The sequence below is a fragment of the Thioalkalivibrio sp. ARh3 genome (assembly GCF_000377265.1).
GTDB lineage: Bacteria > Pseudomonadota > Gammaproteobacteria > Ectothiorhodospirales > Ectothiorhodospiraceae > Thioalkalivibrio > Thioalkalivibrio thiocyanoxidans.
This window is the reverse complement of record NZ_KB897951.1, coordinates 1-19,167: the sequence shown is the minus strand read 5'-3', so window position 1 is coordinate 19,167 and position 19,167 is coordinate 1. Positions and strand designations below refer to the sequence as shown.

The following is a 19,167-nucleotide window of genomic DNA, read 5'->3' as shown; positions in this document are numbered from 1 at the left end:
CCCTTACAGTTTTAACGGAAGCATTGCAGGGCCCGCCGATTCACCGTGTCTCGAAGCTTCCGGGCAGCGGATCGGGCGGGCTGACCGCCTGCGCCTCCAGCCCCTCCACGCGGGCCATGCGCGGGCCCTCGCCAAGCCATGCCTCCAGCCGATCCAGGGCATCCGGGGTGCCGACCGCCAGGACCTCCACCCGGCCGTCCGGCAGATTGCGCGCGTATCCCTTCAGCCCCAGCGCCTGCGCCTGTTCCCGGGTCGAGGCGCGGAAGAACACGCCCTGGACGCGCCCCCTGACATGCCAGCGGCGGGCGTGGGTATCATGGGCCTTTGCCATCGATGACCTCCGGAGTCGATTCATGTCCGATGCCCCTACGCTGTATCACAACCCGCGCTGCAGCAAGTCGCGCGCGACCCTTGCCCTGCTGCGGGAGCAGGGCGTGGAGCCCGAGATCGTGGAATACCTGAAGACACCACCGGACGCCGCGACCCTGAAGAGTGTGATCGAGAAGCTGGGCATCCGCCCCCGCGACCTGCTGCGCACCGGGGAGGCGGAGTATCGCGAACTGGGCCTGAAGGACGCCGAGATGGATGACGAGGCGCTGATCCAGACCATGATCCAGCACCCGAAACTGATCGAACGCCCGATTCTGGTTGTCGGGGATCAGGCCCGCCTCGGGCGTCCACCGGAACAGGTACTGGAGATCCTGCCGTGAGCACGACGACGGAGATCCTGGTCCTGTACTACAGCCGCTACGGGGCGACCGCCGAGCTGGCCCGCCAGGTCGCAACCGGCGTCGAAAAGGCCGGTGCCTCCGCGCGGGTGCGCACCGTAGCCCCGGTCTCCACGAATATCGGGGAGGACCGTCCGGCGGTGCCCGAGGACGGGCCGCCCTATGCCGAACTGCGCGATCTCGAGGAATGCGCGGGGCTGGTCATGGGTTCACCGACCCGCTTCGGCAACATGGCCGCGCCGCTGAAGTTCTTTCTCGACGGCACCAGCGGGCTGTGGGCCAGCGGCGGGCTGGTGGACCGGCCCTTCGGCGTCTTCACCAGCACCGCTACCCAGCATGGCGGGCAGGAGACCACCCTGCTCAGCATGGCCCTGCCGCTGATCCATCAGGGCATGCTGTGGGTCGGCGTGCCCTACACCGTGCCGGAGTTGAACAGCACCACCAGCGGCGGTACGCCCTACGGCGCCAGCCACGTGGCCGGCACTCAGGGCGAACAGGCGGTGACCCGCGACGAACAGCGCATCGCGGCAGCCCTTGGGGAACGCGTCGCGCGCATTGCCCTGCGCCACCAGGCTTCTGGCGCCCCAGCATGATCGCGTTGTCCCGCGCCCTGGCCCTGGCCGGCTTTCTGGGATTGCTGCTGCTGATCCTGGTCTGGACCACCTGGATTGCCCCGCCGGAGATTGTCCCGGTATGGCTGGCGCTGATCGTGCTGGTCATGCCGCTGCTGTTTCCGCTGCGCGGGATGCTGCACGGAAGACGCTATACACATGCCTGGTCCAGCCTGCTGGCACTCGCCTACATCACGCTCGGTATTACCATCGGCGCAGCCGCCGAAGACCGGCTCTACGGCCTCCTGATGACCGGCGCCGGCCTCGCCTGGTTCGCCGGCTGCCTGCTGTTCGTGAAGCTGGACGCCCGGCGTGCCCGCGCCGCGGCCGAGTAGCCTCAAGCGGTCTCCGCTTCAGCCCATTCGGGCCAGTTGTTCGCGTACGAACGGGATGGTCAGTCGCCGCTGCTGGGCCAGCGCGGCCAGATCCAGGCGATCCAGCAGCGCCAGCAGCGTGGACAAGTCACGCGAGCAGCGGCGCAGCAGATAATCCGCCACGGGTTCCGGCAGTTCCAGCCCCCGCAAGGCCGCGCGCTGCGCCAGGATATCCTTGCAGGCCGCATCATCCGGCCGCTGCATGCGGAACACCGGGCCCCACGCCAGGCGCGAGGCCAGATCCGGCAGGCGTACCGGCAGGCCCTCCGGCGGGGCTGCGGCCGCCAGCAGCACGCGACAGCCGGCATCGCGCAGCCGGTTGATCAGCCCGAACAGGGCCTCGTCCCAGTCCCCGCGTCCCACCACGGCCTCCAGATCGTCCAGGGCCACGAGACGCGAGCGCTCCAGGCCATCGAGCACGGCCATCGGCGGTGCTTCGGCTACTTCGCCAAGCGGCAGGTAGCTGACTGGATCCCCACGCTCGTGGCCCTGGTGGCAGGCGGCCTGCAACAGATGCGTCTTGCCAGAACCGGGCGGCCCGTGCAGCAAGATCTGCGGCTCCTGCCCCCCCGTTCCGGCGCTCAGGGCCTGCACGGCATCCCGCGCCAGGGCATTTCCTGTCGCGTAGAAACCGGAAAAACGCGAGGCATCGCGCAGGCGCAGGTCCAGCGGCATCTGGCGCTGCAGCGGGCTGTTGGCTTCGGGGCTCACGGGGTGTCGGTCTCGGCTGCGTTCATGTCCCGATAGCGCTCCAGTGCCTGACGCACCGCCACCGCGAGCACCGCCGCCACCGGCAGCGCAAGCAGGACGCCAAAAAACCCGAACAGCTGGCCACCGGCGAGCACGGCAAAGATCACCGCCACCGGATGCAGTCCGGTCCGGTCCCCTACAAGCCACGGGGTCAGCACCACCGACTCCAGTACCTGCGCCACCGCAAAGATCACCAGCACCACCAGCAACAGCGTCCAGCCATCGCCCTGGAACAGCACGGCCGCCGTGGCCAGGACGACGCCCACGATCACACCCACATAGGGGATGAAGCTGACCAGCCCGGCAATCAGGCCAATGGCCAGCCCCATCTGCACGCCCGCCACGCTGAGGGTGATCGCGTAGAACAGCCCCAGCGCCAGCATCACCAGTAGCTGGCCGCGCAGGAATGCCCCCAGGGTATGGTCCGATTCCACCGCAAAATGCGTGACCGGATCGCGCCAGGCGCGCGGCAGCAGGTCATGCAGCCCCGCCACCAGCCGCGGCCAGTCACGCAGCAGATAGAAGCTCAGCACCGGGATCAGCACCAGATTGAGCACGCCGAGGACCAGGGCGCCGGTCGAGCTGCCCAGCCAGTGCAGCAAACCGCCCGCCAGTCCACCGGCCTCGCGCCAGTGCTCGGCCAGCAGCTCCTGCAGTGCCGCCGGTTCCAGGGCCGGCAGGCGATCGCCCGCCTGCTGCTCGACCCAGGGACGGACCTGCTCGTCTAACCACGCGATCACCTCGGGCAACAGCAGCATCAACCGCTCGAACTGGGCCATTGCCAGCGGGATCAGGACCAGCACGAGCCCCGCCAGCCCCAGCATCACCAGCACGAAGATCACCAGCGTGGCCAGGGTGCGCGAGCCGCCCGTGCGCATCGCCAGACGTGTCACCGAGGGGTTGAACAGGTAGCCGATCAGCAGCGCGATCAGAAACGGGGTGAGGATCGGCGCCAGCAGATAGAGCGCCACACCCAGGACCACCAGCCCGACCAGGGCCGCCAGCGTGGCGGCGGAGAACGGTGCCATCGGGATCACTCGCGGCGCAGCCACGCCTTCGCCTCGGAATCGCCATGCGGATCCTCCGCCGCGCGATAGCCACTGGCGTGCAGCAGGTCCACCAGGTCTTCCGACTCCAGCCCGGTGCGCACCTCGAGGGTCACCGCATTGCCCCCCAGCGAGTCCAGGCGCGCACTCTCGATGGCCTCGATCTGCGCCAGCTCGCGTCGAAGTGATTCAAAGGCGGCAAAACCCTCGACCCCGACGAAGCCCAGCTTCACCCACTCCGGCTCGGCGGCCACACGCGCCAGGGGCGCCACGACCTGGTCGAGACCATCCTCGACCGCCGCCCGAGCGGCGGCGGCCGGGGACTCGCCACGCGCCTCGCTGCGATACTCGCGCCCGCCATGGACGGTGATGGCGCGCGCCTCGGCACCACCCCCGACCAGGCGTACATGCAGCGCCACGATACCCGTCGGCCCGTAGCGCCCGGCTGCTTCCTGCAACGGCTCGGTCACGCCACCGACCACATCCCCCGCCTGCGCGGCCCGGCGGTCTTCCAGATCGCCCAGCGGCAGTACAAAAGGCATCCCGCGGTCACGCCCCAACGCATCGATCCCGGCCAGCACGCCGGCCGCGTCCTGGGTGGAGCCCAGCAGGTTGCGGCGCCCGCCCTCCTCGTACACCGCCCAGACGAGCAGCTGCGGGCGCGCGCCCAGCACTACGGGCACGTCGGCCGCACGCAGGGCGCTGCGCAGGCGATCGCGATCGAACTCCAGGCGGAACTCGCCGTCGTCGACCTCCTGGCGCCGACGCAGGGCATCGATCAGCCCCTCGTCATCCAGCTCAAGCAACAGGACCTGCGCCAGCTCGCGCAACTCCGACGAACGCTGCCCGGCCACGCGCACCAGCGCCTGTTCCAGGCCCTGCGCCAGCGCGGCGGTTTCATCCTCCGCATGGACATTCACCACCACGGCGTCATCCGCCAGCAGGGGCGAGGGCGCCAGCAGCAGATACAGGAGAAGGGACACGGCCAGGGCACGGGAGGAACGCAAGAGGCGCAGCATAGGGTTGGACGGCATTTTCGACAGGCGCCCAAAATACCACAGCCCCCCAGGGAAACACTGATTAATGTACACGCTCGCTGCTTCGTCGCTTTTGCGTGCGAACAAGGCGCGGTGACTGCCGTGCAGTCATTCTGCACAAGGGAGCCGCAACGCAGTTCCCACGCCCGTTTTTGATAACAACGGGCGGCCGAGCCCCTTCGGGGTTGGCACCTCAGGTTCCCCGATCCTGCGTTGCGGCCCTTGCCGGTAGAACCACCACCGGCTGCGCACCGCGCCTTGTCTCGGAAAACCTGGGGTGCCAACGCGAGCGTGTACATTAATCAGTGTTTCCCTAACCTCCACTGCCCGATTTTTTGCACGCCCCCCGGCGCCTCGCTACCATGCCGGATTCCGCGAGCGCCGCCGGATACCGGATGCGGCCATCAACATCCAGGGTACCCATGTCCGAAACCCGTTCAGGCCTGACCTACCGCGAGGCCGGTGTCGACATCGAGGCCGGCGCCGAGCTGGTCGAACGCATCAAACCGCACGCCGCCCGCACGCAGCGCCCCGGCGTCATGGCCGGGCTGGGCGGATTTGGCGCCCTGTTCGAACTGCCGATGGACCGCTACAGGCAGCCCGTGCTGGTCTCCGGCACCGACGGGGTCGGCACGAAGCTGCGTCTGGCCCAGGAGACCGGGCGGCACGACAGCATCGGCGTCGACCTGGTCGCGATGTGCGTGAACGACATCGTGGTGCAGGGGGCCGAGCCGCTGTTCTTCCTCGACTACTACGCCACCGGGCACCTGGACGTCGATATCGCCGCGGATGTCGTGACCGGTATCGCCACCGGCTGCGAACAGGCCGGCTGCGCCCTGATCGGGGGCGAAACGGCCGAGATGCCGGGCATGTACCAGGGCGAGGACTACGACGTCGCGGGCTTCGCGGTCGGCATCGCCGAAAAGGAGGCCCTGATCGACGGCACCCGGGTCAGCGCGGGCGACGTCGTGCTCGGGCTGGCCGCCAGCGGCCCGCACTCCAATGGCTACTCCCTGATCCGGCGCGTGCTGGAACACTCCGGCGCGGCCCTGGATGCCCCGCTGCCGGGGGCCGACGGCACCACACTGGGCGATGCCCTGATGGCCCCGACCACGATCTACGTGCGCCCGCTGCTGGATCTGATGCAACAGTTTCCGGTGCACGCGGCCGCCCACATCACCGGCGGCGGCCTGACCGAGAACCTCCCGCGGGTGCTGCCGGACCGGCTGTGCGCCCGCCTCGACCCGCAGGCCTGGCAGTGGCCGCCCGTGTTCGACTGGCTGCAGCAGGCCGGCGACATTGCGCTCGAGGAGATGCTGCGCACGTTCAATTGCGGGATCGGCATGACCGTGATCCTGCCCGAAGACCGCGTCGAGGCCGCCAGCTCCGCACTGGCCCGAGCGGGCATCCCGAGCTGGCCAATCGGCGTAATCGAGGACTGCGAAGACACGGCCCCCGGGGTGGTCTACGCCGCACGATGAGCAGCAACGCCGGACCCGCAAACCCGGATTCCCTGCCGCGCCTGGTCGTCCTGATCTCCGGGCGCGGCAGCAATCTGGGCGCCCTGATCGAGGCCTGCAACAATGGCCACATCCCGGCCCGGATCGTCGGCGTCATCAGCAACCGCCCCGATGCAGGCGGGCTGGCCTATGCCGAACAGCACGCGATCCCCGCACGCGTCCTGAACCACCGCGACTACCCCTCGCGCGAGGCCTTCGATGCAGACCTGGCCGAGGCGATCGAGGCGTTTCAGCCCGATCTCGTGATCCTTGCCGGCTTCATGCGCATCCTGACACCCGGATTCGTCGAGCGTTTCACGGGACGGCTGTTGAACATTCACCCCTCCCTGTTGCCGAAGTACCGTGGGCTGGACACACATGCCCGCGCGCTGGCCGACAGGGAGGAAGAACACGGCGCCAGCGTGCATTTTGTCACCCCTGAACTGGATGGCGGCCCGGTGATCATGCAGGCCCGCGTGCCGGTCCTGCCCGATGACACGCCCGAGAGCCTCGCCACCCGCGTCCAGCGCGCCGAACACCGCCTGTATCCCGAGGTCGTGCGGCGCCTGTGTTCAGGGGAAATTCAGTGGCGCGACCGCATCGTTACCGGGGACAACACCCCGCTGACGGTCCCGCTACAGCTCGAAACCAATGAGGTAGTACCCGATGTTGAAGCTCCCGATGAACGGAGCCCTGTGCCGCGCAACGCGGACTAGCCTGCTGGCTGCCCTGTTCTTGCTGGGGCAGGTCCTGCTGTTGCCCGCGACAGCCGACGACCCCCAGGAGGGCCCCCGTCTGCCGCCGTTCACGGCCAGCTACGAGGCCCAGGCCATGGGCAACACCCTGAATGCCAGGATCACACTGAACCACGAAGACGTACAAACGCGCATGGCCATGGATGCGCATGTGTCCGGCTTCCTGCGGATCCTCGGGCGCTTCGAGCTGAGCCGCGAGGCCCTGATGAACGCCAACGACGTCGGGCTGCAGCTGGTCACCTCGCGCAGCCGCGAGGTCACGCCCCGGCGCGAGCGCAAGGTCGAAACACGCTTCGACTGGGAAGAAGACCGCGCAATCGGGCACGTGGACAACGAGCGCTTCGAACTCGAAGTACCCCCGCATACCCTCGACTTTCTCGGCTCGCTGTATTTCATGATGCAGCGCCTGGAGGCGGGCGACCTGGCTGGCCCCGGCGATGGCGAAACAGTGCAGACCCTGGAACGCGACCGACTGCGCCAGTACCGCTTCGAGTACGCCGACACGGAGACGATCGAATCCCCGATGGGCCGCATCGAGACCGTACGCGTGGTACGCAAGAGTGACGACAGCGACATCGAACTCTCCGCCTGGTTCGCCCCGGACCTCAGCCATCTGCCGGTACGTTTCGACTACGAGGCCGACGGCCGCGTGTTCGAGCTGAAGCTGACCCGGCTGGAATGGCACGACCCGATCATTGACCTGACCGAGTAGACACCATGAGCGAGACCTTTGACCTGGCCATCATCGGAAGTGGCCCCGGGGGCTATCGTGCCGCCGTTCTGGGCGCCCTGCGCGGGCTCAACGTCGTCATCGTCGAAAAGGGCGACTGGGGCGGCTGCTGCCTCAACCGCGGCTGCGTGCCGAAAAAGGACTGGTACCACACCGCACGCACCGTCGCCGCGCAGCGCCACTTCGAGGGCCGCGGCATCAGCGGCAGCCTCAAGGCCGACATGGACCGCGCCTGGGACCACCAGAGGGAGGTCGTGACCACCGTGCGCGACTCCTACCTCGGCTACATGAAGCACCTGAAGATCCAGTACCGCCACGGCACTGCCCGCTTCCGCGACGCCGAGACCCTGAAGGTCGTGACCGAGGATGGCAGCGAGGCCCTCCAGGCCCGCCACACCATCATTGCCACCGGGGCCACCGCCACCGTGCCGGCCCCGTTCGCGGTCGAGCCCGGGCGCGTCCTGACCACCGACATGCTGTTCGACGACACGCCACCGGCGGGCGAGCGCGTCGCGATCATCGGCTCCGGCGTGGTCGCCACCGAGTTCGCCTGGATCTTCCACCACCTCGGCAAGAAGGTGACCTGGCTGTCACGCTCCAAGCCGCTGTCCACGCAGAAGTTCAGCCCGCAGGCGCTGGGCACGCTGAAGGAGCAGCTGGCCGCGGACGGCATCGAGCCGGTGCGGGTCAAGGGATATGACCGGGCCGAGACCTCCGATAACGGCGTGATCATCACCGACGCCGACGGCAACACCTTCGAGGTCGACTGGGTCCTGCTCGGCACCGGGCGCACCCCGCATACCGAGGGCCTGAACCTCGACGCGATCGGGGTGAAGACCGATGCCCGCGGCTTCGTGCAGCGCCGCCCCACCCTGCAGACCGATGTCGACAACATCTACGCCATCGGCGATGTCGCGAGCGAGTGGCAAACCGCCAACCACGCCCTGGCGGACGCCACCATCGCGGTGGAGAACATCCAGAATGGCAACACCCGCGAGCAGGACGAGCGCTTCGTGCCGATCGCGATCTACTCCGCGGTGGAGATGGCGCGCCTGGGGATGGACGAGGACGACGCCGAGGACGATGAGCTGGAGCCGGCGGTCGGCTTCGCCGCGTTCGAGACCTCCCCGCGCGCGCTGGGCCAGGACGAGCCGGAGGGCTTCGTGCGCCTGATCGGCGACATGGACACCGGCGCCTTGCTGGGCGGCGAGGTCATCGGCAGCGACGCCGGCGAACTGATTCACATCCTTTCGCTGGCCCCCGACCGCGATACCGCGCTGGCCTGGCTCGCCCGCGGCCAGTGGAACCACCCGGCCCGCGCCGAGGAGTTCCTCAACGCAACCGAGACCCTCGCCTCCAAGTGGAACCTGAAGTCCGAGATCTTCGGGCTTTAGCCGCTACAGGCGACACCGGGGCGTGCCGCCTAACCGCCCCGGCCAGTAACGCGGTCAGCGCAAGAACAGCGAGTAGGCCGGGTTGGCCGTCTCCTCGTGCCAGGGGTAGCCGACCTCCTTGAGGAAAGCGCGAAAGCGCGCGCGATCCTCGGACGGGATCTGCATCCCCACCAGCACGCGCCCGTAGGCGGCCCCGTGGTTGCGGTAGTGGAACAGGCTGATATTCCAGGTCTGGCCCATGTGGGTCAGGAAGTTCAGCAACGCTCCGGGGCGCTCGGGAAACTCGAAGCGGTACAGGCGTTCGTTGCGGACCTCGCCGCCATGACCGCCGACCATGTGCCGCAGGTGCAGCTTGGCCACCTCGTTCTCGGTCATGTCCATGACCTCGTAGCCCTGCGCCTCCAGCGTCTCGCGGATCGCCTGGCGCTCGCTGTCGCCGCCTTCCAGCTTGATGCCAGCAAACACGTGCGCACGCTCGTCGTCCGCGTAGCGGTAGTTGAACTCCGTAATGCCCCGCTTGCCGATGGCCTGGCAGAACTGGCGAAAGCTCCCCGGGCGCTCGGGGATGGTCACCGCGAACAGGGCCTCGCGGTGCTCGCCGATCTCGGCGCGCTCGGCCACGTGGCGCAGGCGGTCAAAGTTGATGTTGGCACCGCTCAGAACGGCGGCGAAGTCGCCCCCCGTGATTCCCTCGCGCGCGATGTACTGCTTCATCCCGGCCACCGCCAGCGCGCCCGCCGGCTCCGCCAGTACGCGGGTGTCGTCGAACACATCCTTGATCGCGGCGCAGATCGAGTCGGTATCCACCAGCAGGACCTCGTCGACCAGCTCGCGCACCAGGCGGAAGGTCTCCTTGCCCACCTGGCGCACGGCAGCACCGTCGGCAAAGATCCCGACCTGTTTCAGCGTGACGCGACGATTCTGCTGCAACGCCTTGTACATGGACGGGGCGTCGTCCGGCTCGACCCCGATCACCTTGATCTCCGGACGCAGCCGCTTGATGTAGGCCGCCATGCCTGCGGCCAGGCCGCCCCCGCCGATGCAGACAAAGACCGCATCCAGCGGCGCGGAGTGCTGGCGCAGCAGCTCCATGGCCACGGTGCCCTGCCCGGCGATCACGTCCGGATCGTCGAACGGGTGAATGAAGGTATAGCCGTGTTTCTCCTGCAACGCTCGCGCGTGCGCCGCGGCCTCGTCAAAGGAATCGCCGTGCAGCACCGCCTTTCCGCCGAACCGGCGCACGGCGTCGATCTTGATCGACGGCGTGGTTACCGGCATTACGATCACCGCCTTGATGCCCAGGTGGCTCGCTCCCAGGGCCACGCCCTGGGCATGGTTCCCGGCGGAGGCGGCAATCACGCCTTTCTTGCGCTGCTCGGGCGTGAGCTGCGCGATCTTGTTGTAGGCCCCGCGCAGCTTGAACGAGAACACCGGCTGCAGGTCCTCGCGCTTGAGCCAGATGCTGGACCCCAGGCGCTGCGACAGCGTCGGCATCGGCTCCAGCGGCGTCTCGCGCGCGACATCATAGACACGCGCCGTGAGGATCTTCTCGAGGTAGGGGACTGTCATGGCCGGAACGATAGCACGGCGCGAATCATGCTTGTCTCGATTGCGCGCCAGTCGGTATCCTCGGCGGGTTATGCAAATCACAGGCGAGACAGCGTAATGACTCAGGACGAAATGAAGAAGGCGGTCGCCGAGGCCGCGCTCGAGCGCATCGAAAGTGGCTGGATCGTGGGGGTCGGTACCGGCTCGACCGCGAACTACTTTATTGATGCCCTGGCCGGGATCAAGAGCAAGATCGACGGCGCGGTGGCCTCCAGCGAGGCCAGTGCGGAGCGCCTGCGCGGCCACGGGATCGAGGTCCTGGATCTGAACTCGGCCGGCCCACTGCCGATCTATGTCGACGGCGCCGACGAGGCCACCCGCCACCTGCACCTGACCAAGGGCGGGGGCGGCGCGCTGACCCGCGAAAAGATCGTCGCCGCGGCCTCGAAGACCTTCGTCTGCGTCGTCGACGAGACCAAGGTCGTGGACTATCTCGGGGCCTATCCGCTGCCGGTCGAGGTGATCCCGATGGCGCGCAGCCACGTGGCCCGTGCGCTTTCGAAGCTGGGCGGCAATCCGGAGCTGCGCGAGGGCTTGAGGACCGACAACGGCAACGTCATCCTCGACGTGTACAACCTGCGCATCATGAACCCGGTGGAGCTGGAATCGGAACTGGACCATATCGCCGGTGTGGTGACCAACGGCCTGTTCGCACGTCGTCCCGCGGATGTGATGCTGGTCGGCTCGTCCTCCGGCGTCGAGGAGATGGCTGCCGGCTAGAAGCCAGCGCTCGCCGCCATGAACGAGACCGGCAAGTGGCTGATCGTCATCGGCGGGCTGATCGTACTGATCGGCCTGCTCTGGCCCTGGCTGGGCAAGATCCCCTGGGGCCGGCTGCCGGGCGACATCGTGATCGAACGCGAGAACGCGCGCTTCTACTTCCCGATCACCACGATGATCATTATCAGTGTGGTGATCTCGGTTATTGTCGCGATATTTCGGCGCTAGCGACGTAACAAAAAGGCCGGGGGGGTTCCCGGCCTTTTTCGTTCTGCCAACACCCCCGACAAGGGTCCGTGCAGCGATCGCTAGCGCGCCATGACCTCGTCATAGAAGCGCTGCAGGCCACCTTCGAGGAAGTAGTAGTTGTCCATCCCGAGCTCTTCCAGGTGGTACTGCAACCAGCGGACTTGCTGGCCGTACTGGTCGAAGATCAACAGGGTCTGCTCGTTGTCCCGCGCCTCTTCCACGATGCGATCCAGGGCGGAGATATCCGACAGGGGCGCCCCAACCTCGCGCCCCCCGAACAGCGAGATCTCGTCGCGCTCGCCGCCGCTGCGGATATCCACGACGACAACGTCGTCGTCGCCGTGGCGGGCCTGGCGGGAAAACTCGTCGGCCGCCAGCAGGCGCGCCTCGAAGTCTTCGTCGCTAATCAACTCGCCTTCGACCTCGTTGGCCGGTTCGCCGCGGAAACGGGCCAGCCCCGGGTAACGCTCGACCCAGTCCTGCATCCCGGCGTCATAGGCCTGGGCGGAGGCCACGCCAAGTTCGTCGGCCCGTGCTGCGGCGCGATAGCCGGCGTAGCTCTGGCGACCGTTGCAGTAGAACACCAGCGGGCTGCCGTGTTCCTCTTCCAGTGCGCGGATCTGCCGATCGAAATCTTCGCTGTCGATGTCGACGTGATGGGCGTCCTCGATATGCAGGATGTCGTATTCCAGCCTGGGGCGAACGTCGACCACGGTGGAGCCCGACAGCTGCCCGCGCAGGTCGAACAGGTCCACGGCCTCGACGCCGAAGCGTTCGTAAAGCGGACGACCGGGGAATTCCACAAAGGGTTGCTGGGCCGAAACCACGATGGGCGCACCGGCCAGACTCAGGCACAAGGCCACCAGGGCCACCCGGGGGCGAGCGAAACGAACGGTCATGCGAACTCCCTTGGTTGACGATGGGCGTCCGCGAACCGCGGCCCACGAATCGCCCCTTTAGCCCTCCGGGTCCCGACCCGGAACGCACATCCCGCGATGCACGCCCTGGCAGGGTACCCGGTTGCCCCGATTGTAGCCAACCACAGGCGGCTTTCCAGGCGCGGGCCGAGCCGCCCGCCCTGGTGCCGCAGCGCTCCACCTACAGAAGAACCTTCTCGATGCCGCCCTCGCGCGCGCGGTCGATAAAGTCCTTCTGCCATCCCTCGCCCATCAGGCGGTTGGCCATCTCGACCACGATGTAGTCGGTGTCCAGGCCCGTGTCCTCGCGGTAGCGGGACAACCCCTGCTGACAGGCGGGGCAGGAGGTCAGGAGCTTCACGTTGCCGTTCTCGGCCTTTTCCTCGCCCGTGAGCTGACGGATGCCCTTGTGCAGCTCCTCCTGCTTGCGGAAGCGGACCTGGGTCGCGATATCCGGACGACTGACGGCGAACGTGCCGGCCTCGCCGCAGCAGCGATTGGACTGCAGCACCTCCTGCCCCAGCAGCTTGCCGGCCACGTCGGTCGGCTTGTGCGACTTCATCGGCGAGTGGCAGGGGTCGTGGTACATGTACTGCACCCCCTTGAGCCCCTCCAGCTTCACGCCCTTCTCCATCAGGTACTCGTGGATGTCGAGCAGGCGGCAGCCCGGGAAGATGCGCTCGAACTCGTACTTGAGCAGCTGATCCATGCAGGTCCCGCAGGAGACCACCACGGTCTTGATGTCCAGGTAGTTCAGCGTGGTCGCCACGCGGTGGAACAGCACCCGGTTCTCGGTGGTGATCTGCGAGCCCTTGTCGAAGTCGCCATTGGAGTTCTGCGGATAGCCGCAGCACAGGTAGCCCGGCGGCAGCACGGTCTGCGCACCGACGTCATAGAGCATGGCCAGTGTTGCCAGCCCGACCTGACTGAACAGGCGTTCGGAACCACAGCCGGGGAAATAGAACACCGCGTCGGAATCGAGGTCGGTCTTCACCGGGTCGCGCAGGATCGGCACATAGCGCGAATCCTCCAGGCCCAGCATCTGACGGGTGGTCTGGCTCGGCAGTCCGGCCGGCATCGGCTTTTTCACGAAGTGCACGACCTGCTCGTGCATCGGGGCCTTGCCGGTCGTGGAGCGCGGGCGCTTGCCCTCGCCGGTCAGGTTGAGCTTCTTGAACGCGTAGTGGCCGAGGCGCTGGGCGGCATAGCCCATCTGGATCGCCCCCTTGCGGATGCCCTTGATCTTGGCCGGGTCCTTGGTGTTCAGAAAGGCCATGGACATCATCGTGGCCGGGGTCGCCTTGCGCTTGCCCTTCTTTTTCAGGATCGAGCGCATATGCATGGTCACGTCGCCGAAGTCGATGTCGACCGGGCACGGATTCAGGCACTTGTGGCAGATCGTGCAGTGGTCGGCCACATCGTTCATCTCGTCGAAGTGGTGCAGCGACAGCCCGCGCCGGGTCTGCTCCTCGTAGAGGAAGGCCTCGACGATCAGGCCGGTGGCCAGGATCTTGTTGCGCGGCGAGTAGAGCAGGTTGGCGCGCGGGACATGCGTGTTGCACTCCGGCTTGCACTTGCCGCAACGCAGGCAGTCCTTGATCTCGTCGTTCAGGTCGCCCAGCTCGCTCTGTTCCAGGATCAGCGCCTCCTGCTTCACCAGGCGCAGGGACGGCGTGTAGGCATTGGACAGCCCGGAGCCCTCGAGCAGCTTGCCGGCGTTGAACACACCGTTCGGGTCGACCTGCTTCTTGTACTTCGCGAACGACTCGATGCGCTCGGGCTCGAGATACTGCATCTTGGTCAGCCCGATCCCGTGCTCGCCGGAGATCACACCGTTCAGCTCGCGCGCCAGGCGCATCACGTCGTCCACCAGGCGTTCGGCCTGGTGCATCATCTGATAGTCGTTGGAGTTGACCGGGATATTGGTGTGCACGTTGCCATCCCCGGCATGCATGTGCAGGGCGATGAACAACCGGCTGGTCAGCACGCGGTCGTGGATCGCGGCCAGGCGCTTGCGCACCGACTCCATCTGGTGACCGTCAAAGATCTCGAACAGCGGCCGCTCCACCTCCGCGCGATAGGAGACGCGCAGACTGCGGCGCAGCAGCAGGTTGATCAGCTTGTCGTGGTCACGGCGATCGGCGCGGGCGGGTTCGTCCAGCAGCTCGTCGCACTCGGAGGCCAGCGTAAAGAAGTTGTCCGCGATCGCCTTCCAGCGCTTTTGCACCGCCTCGAGCTTTTCCACCGCGCGTTCGCGCTTGGCCTCGAACCACTGCTGCCCTTCGCCGCCGGTATCCTCCAGCAGTTCACGCAGTTCCGGATGGTCGCCGCGCATGCACTCCAGCACCTCGTCGACCATCGCCAGCTTGTTCTTCAGCGACTCGCGCACGTTCAGGGTCTCGATCCCCTCGGTGTACTCGGCGAGCCGCTCCAGCGGAATCACCACGTCCTCGTTGATCTTGAACGCATTGGTGTGGTGCGCGATCGCGGCGGTGCGCGCGCGATCCGCCCAAAAGCGCTTGCGCGCCTCCGGGCTTACGGCGACAAAGCCCTCGCCGTTGCGGGCGTTGGCCGCGCGCACCATCCTGGCGGCAAGCTGCCCCAGGGCATCCTCGTTGTCGGAGACGATATCGGCGATCAGCACCATTTTCGGCTGCTCGCCACGCGCACCCTTCGGGGTGTACTTGACCGCGCGCACGTAGCGCTCGTCCAGGTGCTCCAGCCCCGCCAGCAGGACCTCGTCCTCGGCGTCCACCGCGTCCTTGATCTCGACGATCGCCGGCACGGCCTGATGCAGATCGGTCCCGTAGAACTCCAGGCAGACGGTGCGGATGTTGTCCGGCATCCGGTGCAGGATGAACTCAGCCGAGGTAATCAGGCCGTCGCAGCCCTCCTTCTGGATGCCCGGTACGCCCATCAGGGCCTTGTCGGTCACGTCCTTGCCCAGGCCGACCTTGCGGAAGCGCGCACCGGGCATCTCCAGCACCTCCGGTTCGCCATTCGGCGTACGGCCGTCGGGCCCGTAGCGGGTGATGCGGAAACGTACAGTCTCGGCGTCATGAATCTTGCCGAGGTTGTGATCCAGACGTTCGATGTACATCCAGTTCGCCTCGGGCGTGACCATGGTCCAGGACGCGAGGTTGTCCAGCGCGGTCCCCCAGAGCACGGCCTTCTTGCCCCCGGCGTTCATCGCCACGTTGCCGCCGATGGTGGACGCATCCTGCGAGGTCGGGTCCACCGCGAACACGAGTCCGTTCTCGGCGGCCAGCTCGGAGACGCGTTTGGTAACCACGCCGGCCTCCACGCGCACGACGGCCACGTCCTGATCGACACCCGGGAGCGGACGACGCTCGACCGCGCCGATGCCTTCAAGCTTCTCGGTATTGATCACAGCGGAACGCTTGGACAGCGGCACAGCACTCCCGGTATAGCCGGTCCCACCACCGCGCGGGATCACGGTCAGGCCGAGTTCGATACAGGCGGCGACCAGCGGCCCCATCTCTTCTTCGGAGTCCGGGGTCAGCACGACGAACGGCAGTTCCACGCGCCAGTCGGTGGCGTCGGTGACGTGGGAGACGCGGGCCAGGCCGCCGAACTGGATGTTGTCCTTGTGGGTCAAGCCTTTCATGCGCTTGCGCACGCGCTCGCGCAGCTCCAGCGTCTGCTGGAACTCGTCGGCAAATGCGGTGACCGCGGCCTGGGCGCGGCGGGCGAGCGTCAGCGCCTTCTCGTTGCCGTCGGCACGCTTGCGAATCTGGTCCAGGCGATGCTGCATCGCATCGATCAGCGACTTGCGGCGCTTCTTGTCGTCCAGCAGGTCGTCCTGGATATACGGGTTGCGGGCGACCACCCACATGTCGCCGAGCACCTCGAACAGCATGCGCGCAGAGACACCCGTCTGGCGTTCCCCACGCAGTTCGTTGAGGAGGTCCCAGGTATCGGAACCCAGGAAGCGGATGACAATTTCGCGGTCGGAGAATGAAGTGTAGTTATAGGGTATTTCTCGAACGCGTTCGGCGGTCATTGAGGCTTGGCCCCCCGATCAGAATGAGCGCAAAGAGTAACGGCTCCGTGCGGGATGCGCACGAAGTCGCACTCTTCGTCCATGCTTTTGGGCGCCAAAGTATTTGCCGATCCCCGCGCCGTTCGGTGCCCGGCTTCTGGCTACCCGGCGTTACAGGTAGGCCAGCAGCCCCACCGCACCGATTACGATCAGGTAGATCGCCACGATGTAGTTCAGCAGCCGGGGCCAAACCAGAATCAGGATGCCGGCACCCAGCGAGAGGATGGCCGTCAGCAGGCCGGGATCAATATGCAGCGTCATGCGGATACTCCTTTGCCGGGTGCCGCCCGAGACGACACTCGGCATCTACCGCGAGGGTGAGCGAGATCAGAAGAGTTTTTCTTCCATCTCCAGATAAACGGCGTTGGCGTTACTGCGGTTGGTCTCCTCGAAGGCCGGCAGGTCCTCGTAGTCGGACCAGTCCATCGCCGCATAGGCCTCGTCGAAGGAATCCATGTTCTCGACTGCCGCGCCCATGTGTTCACGCAGATAGGCGATATAGTCACGGGTGAACTTCACCGCGCGCGCTGCCTCGTCGGTTGCGTCGCCATGCCCCGGGACCAGGAACTTCAGGTCCATCTCCATCAGTTCTTCCAGACGATTGACCCAGTTTTCCGAGTCCAGTGCGTCATCCCCCATGAACGGGATGCGGCCGTCGAACACAATGTCGCCGGCAAAGACCACGCCGGTCTCCTCCACCACCATGATGATGTCATCCGGCGAATGCGCCGGGCCGGCGTGCACGCACCGAAACGTCTTGCCGCCCAGTTCGATCACGTATTCGTCATCGAAGAACTCGTCCGGCTGAATGATCTGGGTGTCCTCGTCGACCCAGGGTGTCAGCACGCCTCGGCGCTGCTCGAGCCGTGCGGCGGCCCCGGGGCTGTCGAGATAGTCCTTCGCGCGCGACTGCCCGATAATCTTCGCGTCGGTATGGTCGGCGAAGGCCTGCAGGCCATAGATATGATCTGCGTGATAATGCCCCGCGATCACGTACTTGATCGGCTGGTCGGTGACCTCCTTGATCCGCCTAATCATCTCGAACCCGAGCGGCGGCGTCCCCAGGGCGTCGTAGACCACCACACCCTCGTCCGTCACCACGAAACCCGCGTTCGAGGTATGCCCCTCGTTGTCCGGGTCCGGGATTCCGGATATCCCGATCATGTACCAGGTATCCGCGCCCTCGACCTCGTGGGCAGTGGTATCGACGCTGACCGGCTCGTAGGGGTTTTCAGGTACCGACATGGACTCTCTCCTCTCCTGTTTTTTGATCTTGTCTGGCGCGTATCGAGTCGACGTTCGCGCCATTCCTGAAGGCTTCGACGCAGAGGGACCACAAGAATTCCCGCTGGATGCGGGTGGCGGTGCGTCGACAGGCGGAGTGTAGCGAGTTTGGGAAGTAGGGAGGGAAAGCAGCGGCATTGATGGCCGCATCGCCAGGCTCGCCCCGCGACGGCCCATCGAAGGCTCTTACGGGGAATGGCTGGGGGGACCAGGACGATTCGGCGGCTACGCCGCCTCACCCCTGCGGGGCTGCACGCGCGCTGCGCGTGCAGTGCTTCGCTGCGCCTCGCCGAACCTTCCAGGTTCGAACCCTGGGCTCGCTCAAATATCCATGGAAAAGGGCCCCACGAGGGCGCCCTTCTCTAAAGTCGTGACCAATCCAAAGCAAATGGCCGTGATGAACCGCCCCGGGTTTCCCGGAGACCCGTTGGTTTGGGTCACGCTGCATGAACGGACCCCTGAAGGGGTTGATGGTACTGCGCTTCGATCACTGCCGGCGGTCGATACCCGTTGGATTCCAACAGGCGTCGCCGGTTGAACCAGTCGACCCACTGGAGCGTAGCCCACTCGACGTCGCGCAGATCGTTGTGACGCCCCCAGTAGGCCCGGACCTCGGTCTTGTACAGCCCGTTGATGGTCTCCGCCAGGGCGTTGTCGTAGGAGTCACCGACCCGGCCCACCGAGGGCTGGAGCCCGGCTTTCCCGAGGCGGTCGGTGTAACGGACCGACAGGTATTGCACGCCGCGATCGCTGTGATGGATGGGACGGGGCGTGCCCTGTCCCATCCGGGCCTGCAGCGCCTGTTCCAGAGCCTCCAGGGTCAGGTCGGTACGCAGGCTCCGACTGACGCGCCAGCCAACGATCCGACGGGCGAACGCATCGGTGATGAAGGCCGTGTAGACGAAGCCCTCCCGAGCCGTGGGCACGTAGGTGATATCCGCCACCCACAGGGCGTTCGGACGCTCGGCCCGGAAGCACCGTCCAACATGATCCGGCGGCCGCGCGACACCAGGCGCCGGACGGGTGGTGCGCGGAGCCTTGCCCCGCGTGGCACCGCGCAGTCCCAGTGCCCGCATCCGGCGCGCCACCGTGCAGCGGGCGACCGTCATCCCTTGCCGCCGCAAGGCATGCCAGACCTTGCGGATGCCGTAGGCCTTGAAGTTGGCTTCCCAGATCGAGCGGATCACCCGATCCAGGTAGGCGTCCTGACGGGCGCGCACGGGCGCGCGAGCGGGGTCCCGCTCGCGGGCCTTGTGCGCGTAGTAGGTCGACGGGGCGATCGGCAGTACCCGGACGATCGGCTCGACCCCGTAGGCCTCGCGATGGGCGTCGATGAACGCCAGCATCACTTCTCGTGGCGGTCGAGCTCCGCCTGGGCAAAAAACGCCGAAGCCTTGCGCAG

The 19,167-nt window shown here is 66.7% G+C and carries 18 protein-coding genes, 1 pseudogene and 1 other annotated feature; of the genes and pseudogenes, 9 read left to right on the top strand and 10 right to left on the bottom strand.

From position 1 onward, the window contains the following. Positions 1-40 precede the first annotated feature (40 nt). A complete protein-coding gene (locus C995_RS0110160; RefSeq protein ID WP_018864839.1) occupies positions 41-331 on the bottom strand; it encodes an acylphosphatase in 291 nt (96 codons plus the stop codon). 22 nt (positions 332-353) lie between these two features. Here C995_RS0110160 and arsC point away from each other — a divergent pair, with 22 nt between their 5' ends. From arsC to C995_RS0110145, 3 genes are read left to right on the top strand one after another with little or no spacing between them, the layout of a single operon-like run. After that, on the top strand, positions 354-710 hold the full coding sequence (arsC, locus tag C995_RS0110155; RefSeq protein WP_018864838.1) for an arsenate reductase (glutaredoxin): 357 nt from the start codon (positions 354-356) through the stop codon (positions 708-710). Beyond that, a complete protein-coding gene (wrbA, locus tag C995_RS0110150; RefSeq protein ID WP_018864837.1) occupies positions 707-1,321 on the top strand; it encodes an NAD(P)H:quinone oxidoreductase in 615 nt (204 codons plus the stop codon). Before arsC ends, wrbA begins: the two co-directional genes overlap by 4 nt. Continuing rightward, positions 1,318-1,674: a DUF2069 domain-containing protein gene (locus C995_RS0110145; protein WP_018864836.1), complete on the top strand. Its 357-nt coding sequence runs from the start codon at positions 1,318-1,320 to the stop codon at positions 1,672-1,674. The genes wrbA and C995_RS0110145 overlap by 4 nt, the downstream gene beginning before the upstream one ends. A gap of 18 nt (positions 1,675-1,692) precedes the next feature. Here the strand turns inward: C995_RS0110145 and hda are convergent, their stop codons facing one another. From hda to C995_RS0110130, 3 genes are read right to left on the bottom strand one after another with little or no spacing between them, the layout of a single operon-like run. Further along, positions 1,693-2,388, bottom strand: a complete 696-nt coding sequence (gene hda / locus C995_RS0110140) for a DnaA regulatory inactivator Hda (RefSeq protein WP_038080998.1) — start codon at positions 2,386-2,388, stop codon at positions 1,693-1,695. Between the two features lie 32 nt (positions 2,389-2,420). Beyond that, a complete protein-coding gene (locus C995_RS0110135; RefSeq protein ID WP_038080995.1) occupies positions 2,421-3,491 on the bottom strand; it encodes an AI-2E family transporter in 1,071 nt (356 codons plus the stop codon). A 5-nt stretch (positions 3,492-3,496) separates the two neighbouring features. Beyond that, positions 3,497-4,528 carry a DUF2066 domain-containing protein gene (locus C995_RS0110130; protein ID WP_018864833.1) on the bottom strand — a complete coding sequence of 344 codons (1,032 nt, stop codon included), beginning with the start codon at positions 4,526-4,528 and terminating at the stop codon, positions 3,497-3,499. A 440-nt stretch (positions 4,529-4,968) separates the two neighbouring features. Here C995_RS0110130 and purM point away from each other — a divergent pair, with 440 nt between their 5' ends. From purM to C995_RS0110110, 4 genes are read left to right on the top strand one after another with little or no spacing between them, the layout of a single operon-like run. Next, positions 4,969-6,027, top strand: a complete 1,059-nt coding sequence (gene purM, locus C995_RS0110125) for a phosphoribosylformylglycinamidine cyclo-ligase (RefSeq protein ID WP_018864832.1) — start codon at positions 4,969-4,971, stop codon at positions 6,025-6,027. Further along, positions 6,024-6,761, top strand: a complete 738-nt coding sequence (purN, locus tag C995_RS0110120) for a phosphoribosylglycinamide formyltransferase (protein ID WP_018864831.1) — start codon at positions 6,024-6,026, stop codon at positions 6,759-6,761. The genes purM and purN overlap by 4 nt, the downstream gene beginning before the upstream one ends. After that, positions 6,712-7,512, top strand: a complete 801-nt coding sequence (locus C995_RS0110115; RefSeq protein ID WP_026279064.1) for a DUF3108 domain-containing protein — start codon at positions 6,712-6,714, stop codon at positions 7,510-7,512. Before purN ends, C995_RS0110115 begins: the two co-directional genes overlap by 50 nt. Positions 7,513-7,517: 5 nt before the next feature. Further along, positions 7,518-8,924 (top strand): NAD(P)/FAD-dependent oxidoreductase, encoded by a 1,407-nt coding sequence (locus tag C995_RS0110110; protein ID WP_018864829.1) that lies wholly within the window; start codon positions 7,518-7,520, stop codon positions 8,922-8,924. A 54-nt stretch (positions 8,925-8,978) separates the two neighbouring features. Here the strand turns inward: C995_RS0110110 and ilvA are convergent, their stop codons facing one another. Continuing rightward, complete coding sequence (gene ilvA / locus C995_RS0110105) at positions 8,979-10,493, bottom strand: threonine ammonia-lyase, biosynthetic (protein ID WP_018864828.1); 1,515 nt, start codon at positions 10,491-10,493, stop codon at positions 8,979-8,981. A 96-nt stretch (positions 10,494-10,589) separates the two neighbouring features. On the opposite strand from ilvA, the gene rpiA reads away from it, so the two are divergent. Together rpiA and C995_RS0110095 are read left to right on the top strand one after the other, a co-directional pair. After that, positions 10,590-11,252, top strand: coding sequence for a ribose-5-phosphate isomerase RpiA (gene rpiA / locus C995_RS0110100; RefSeq protein WP_018864827.1), 663 nt, complete (start codon positions 10,590-10,592; stop codon positions 11,250-11,252). An 18-nt stretch (positions 11,253-11,270) separates the two neighbouring features. Next, entirely contained in the window at positions 11,271-11,480 is a 210-nt protein-coding gene (locus C995_RS0110095) for a DUF2905 domain-containing protein (RefSeq protein ID WP_018864826.1), read from the top strand. Between the two features lie 80 nt (positions 11,481-11,560). On the opposite strand, the gene C995_RS0110090 is transcribed toward C995_RS0110095, so the two are convergent. The 5 genes and pseudogenes from C995_RS0110090 to C995_RS0110070 form a co-directional block, all read right to left on the bottom strand. Continuing rightward, positions 11,561-12,400, bottom strand: coding sequence for a rhodanese-like domain-containing protein (locus C995_RS0110090; RefSeq protein WP_018864825.1), 840 nt, complete (start codon positions 12,398-12,400; stop codon positions 11,561-11,563). Between the two features lie 199 nt (positions 12,401-12,599). Then, positions 12,600-16,442, bottom strand: a complete 3,843-nt coding sequence (locus tag C995_RS0110085; RefSeq protein ID WP_018864824.1) for a DUF3683 domain-containing protein — start codon at positions 16,440-16,442, stop codon at positions 12,600-12,602. A gap of 150 nt (positions 16,443-16,592) precedes the next feature. After that, positions 16,593-16,742, bottom strand: a complete 150-nt coding sequence (locus tag C995_RS14035) for a DUF3096 domain-containing protein (RefSeq protein WP_018864823.1) — start codon at positions 16,740-16,742, stop codon at positions 16,593-16,595. Between the two features lie 66 nt (positions 16,743-16,808). Then, complete coding sequence (locus C995_RS0110075) at positions 16,809-17,726, bottom strand: MBL fold metallo-hydrolase (protein ID WP_018864822.1); 918 nt, start codon at positions 17,724-17,726, stop codon at positions 16,809-16,811. A gap of 476 nt (positions 17,727-18,202) precedes the next feature. After that, positions 18,203-19,167: pseudogene (locus tag C995_RS0110070) on the bottom strand (IS3 family transposase); the annotation flags it as partial. Then, positions 19,037-19,153 (bottom strand) — a sequence feature (AL1L pseudoknot). Its footprint overlaps the pseudogene before it by 117 nt.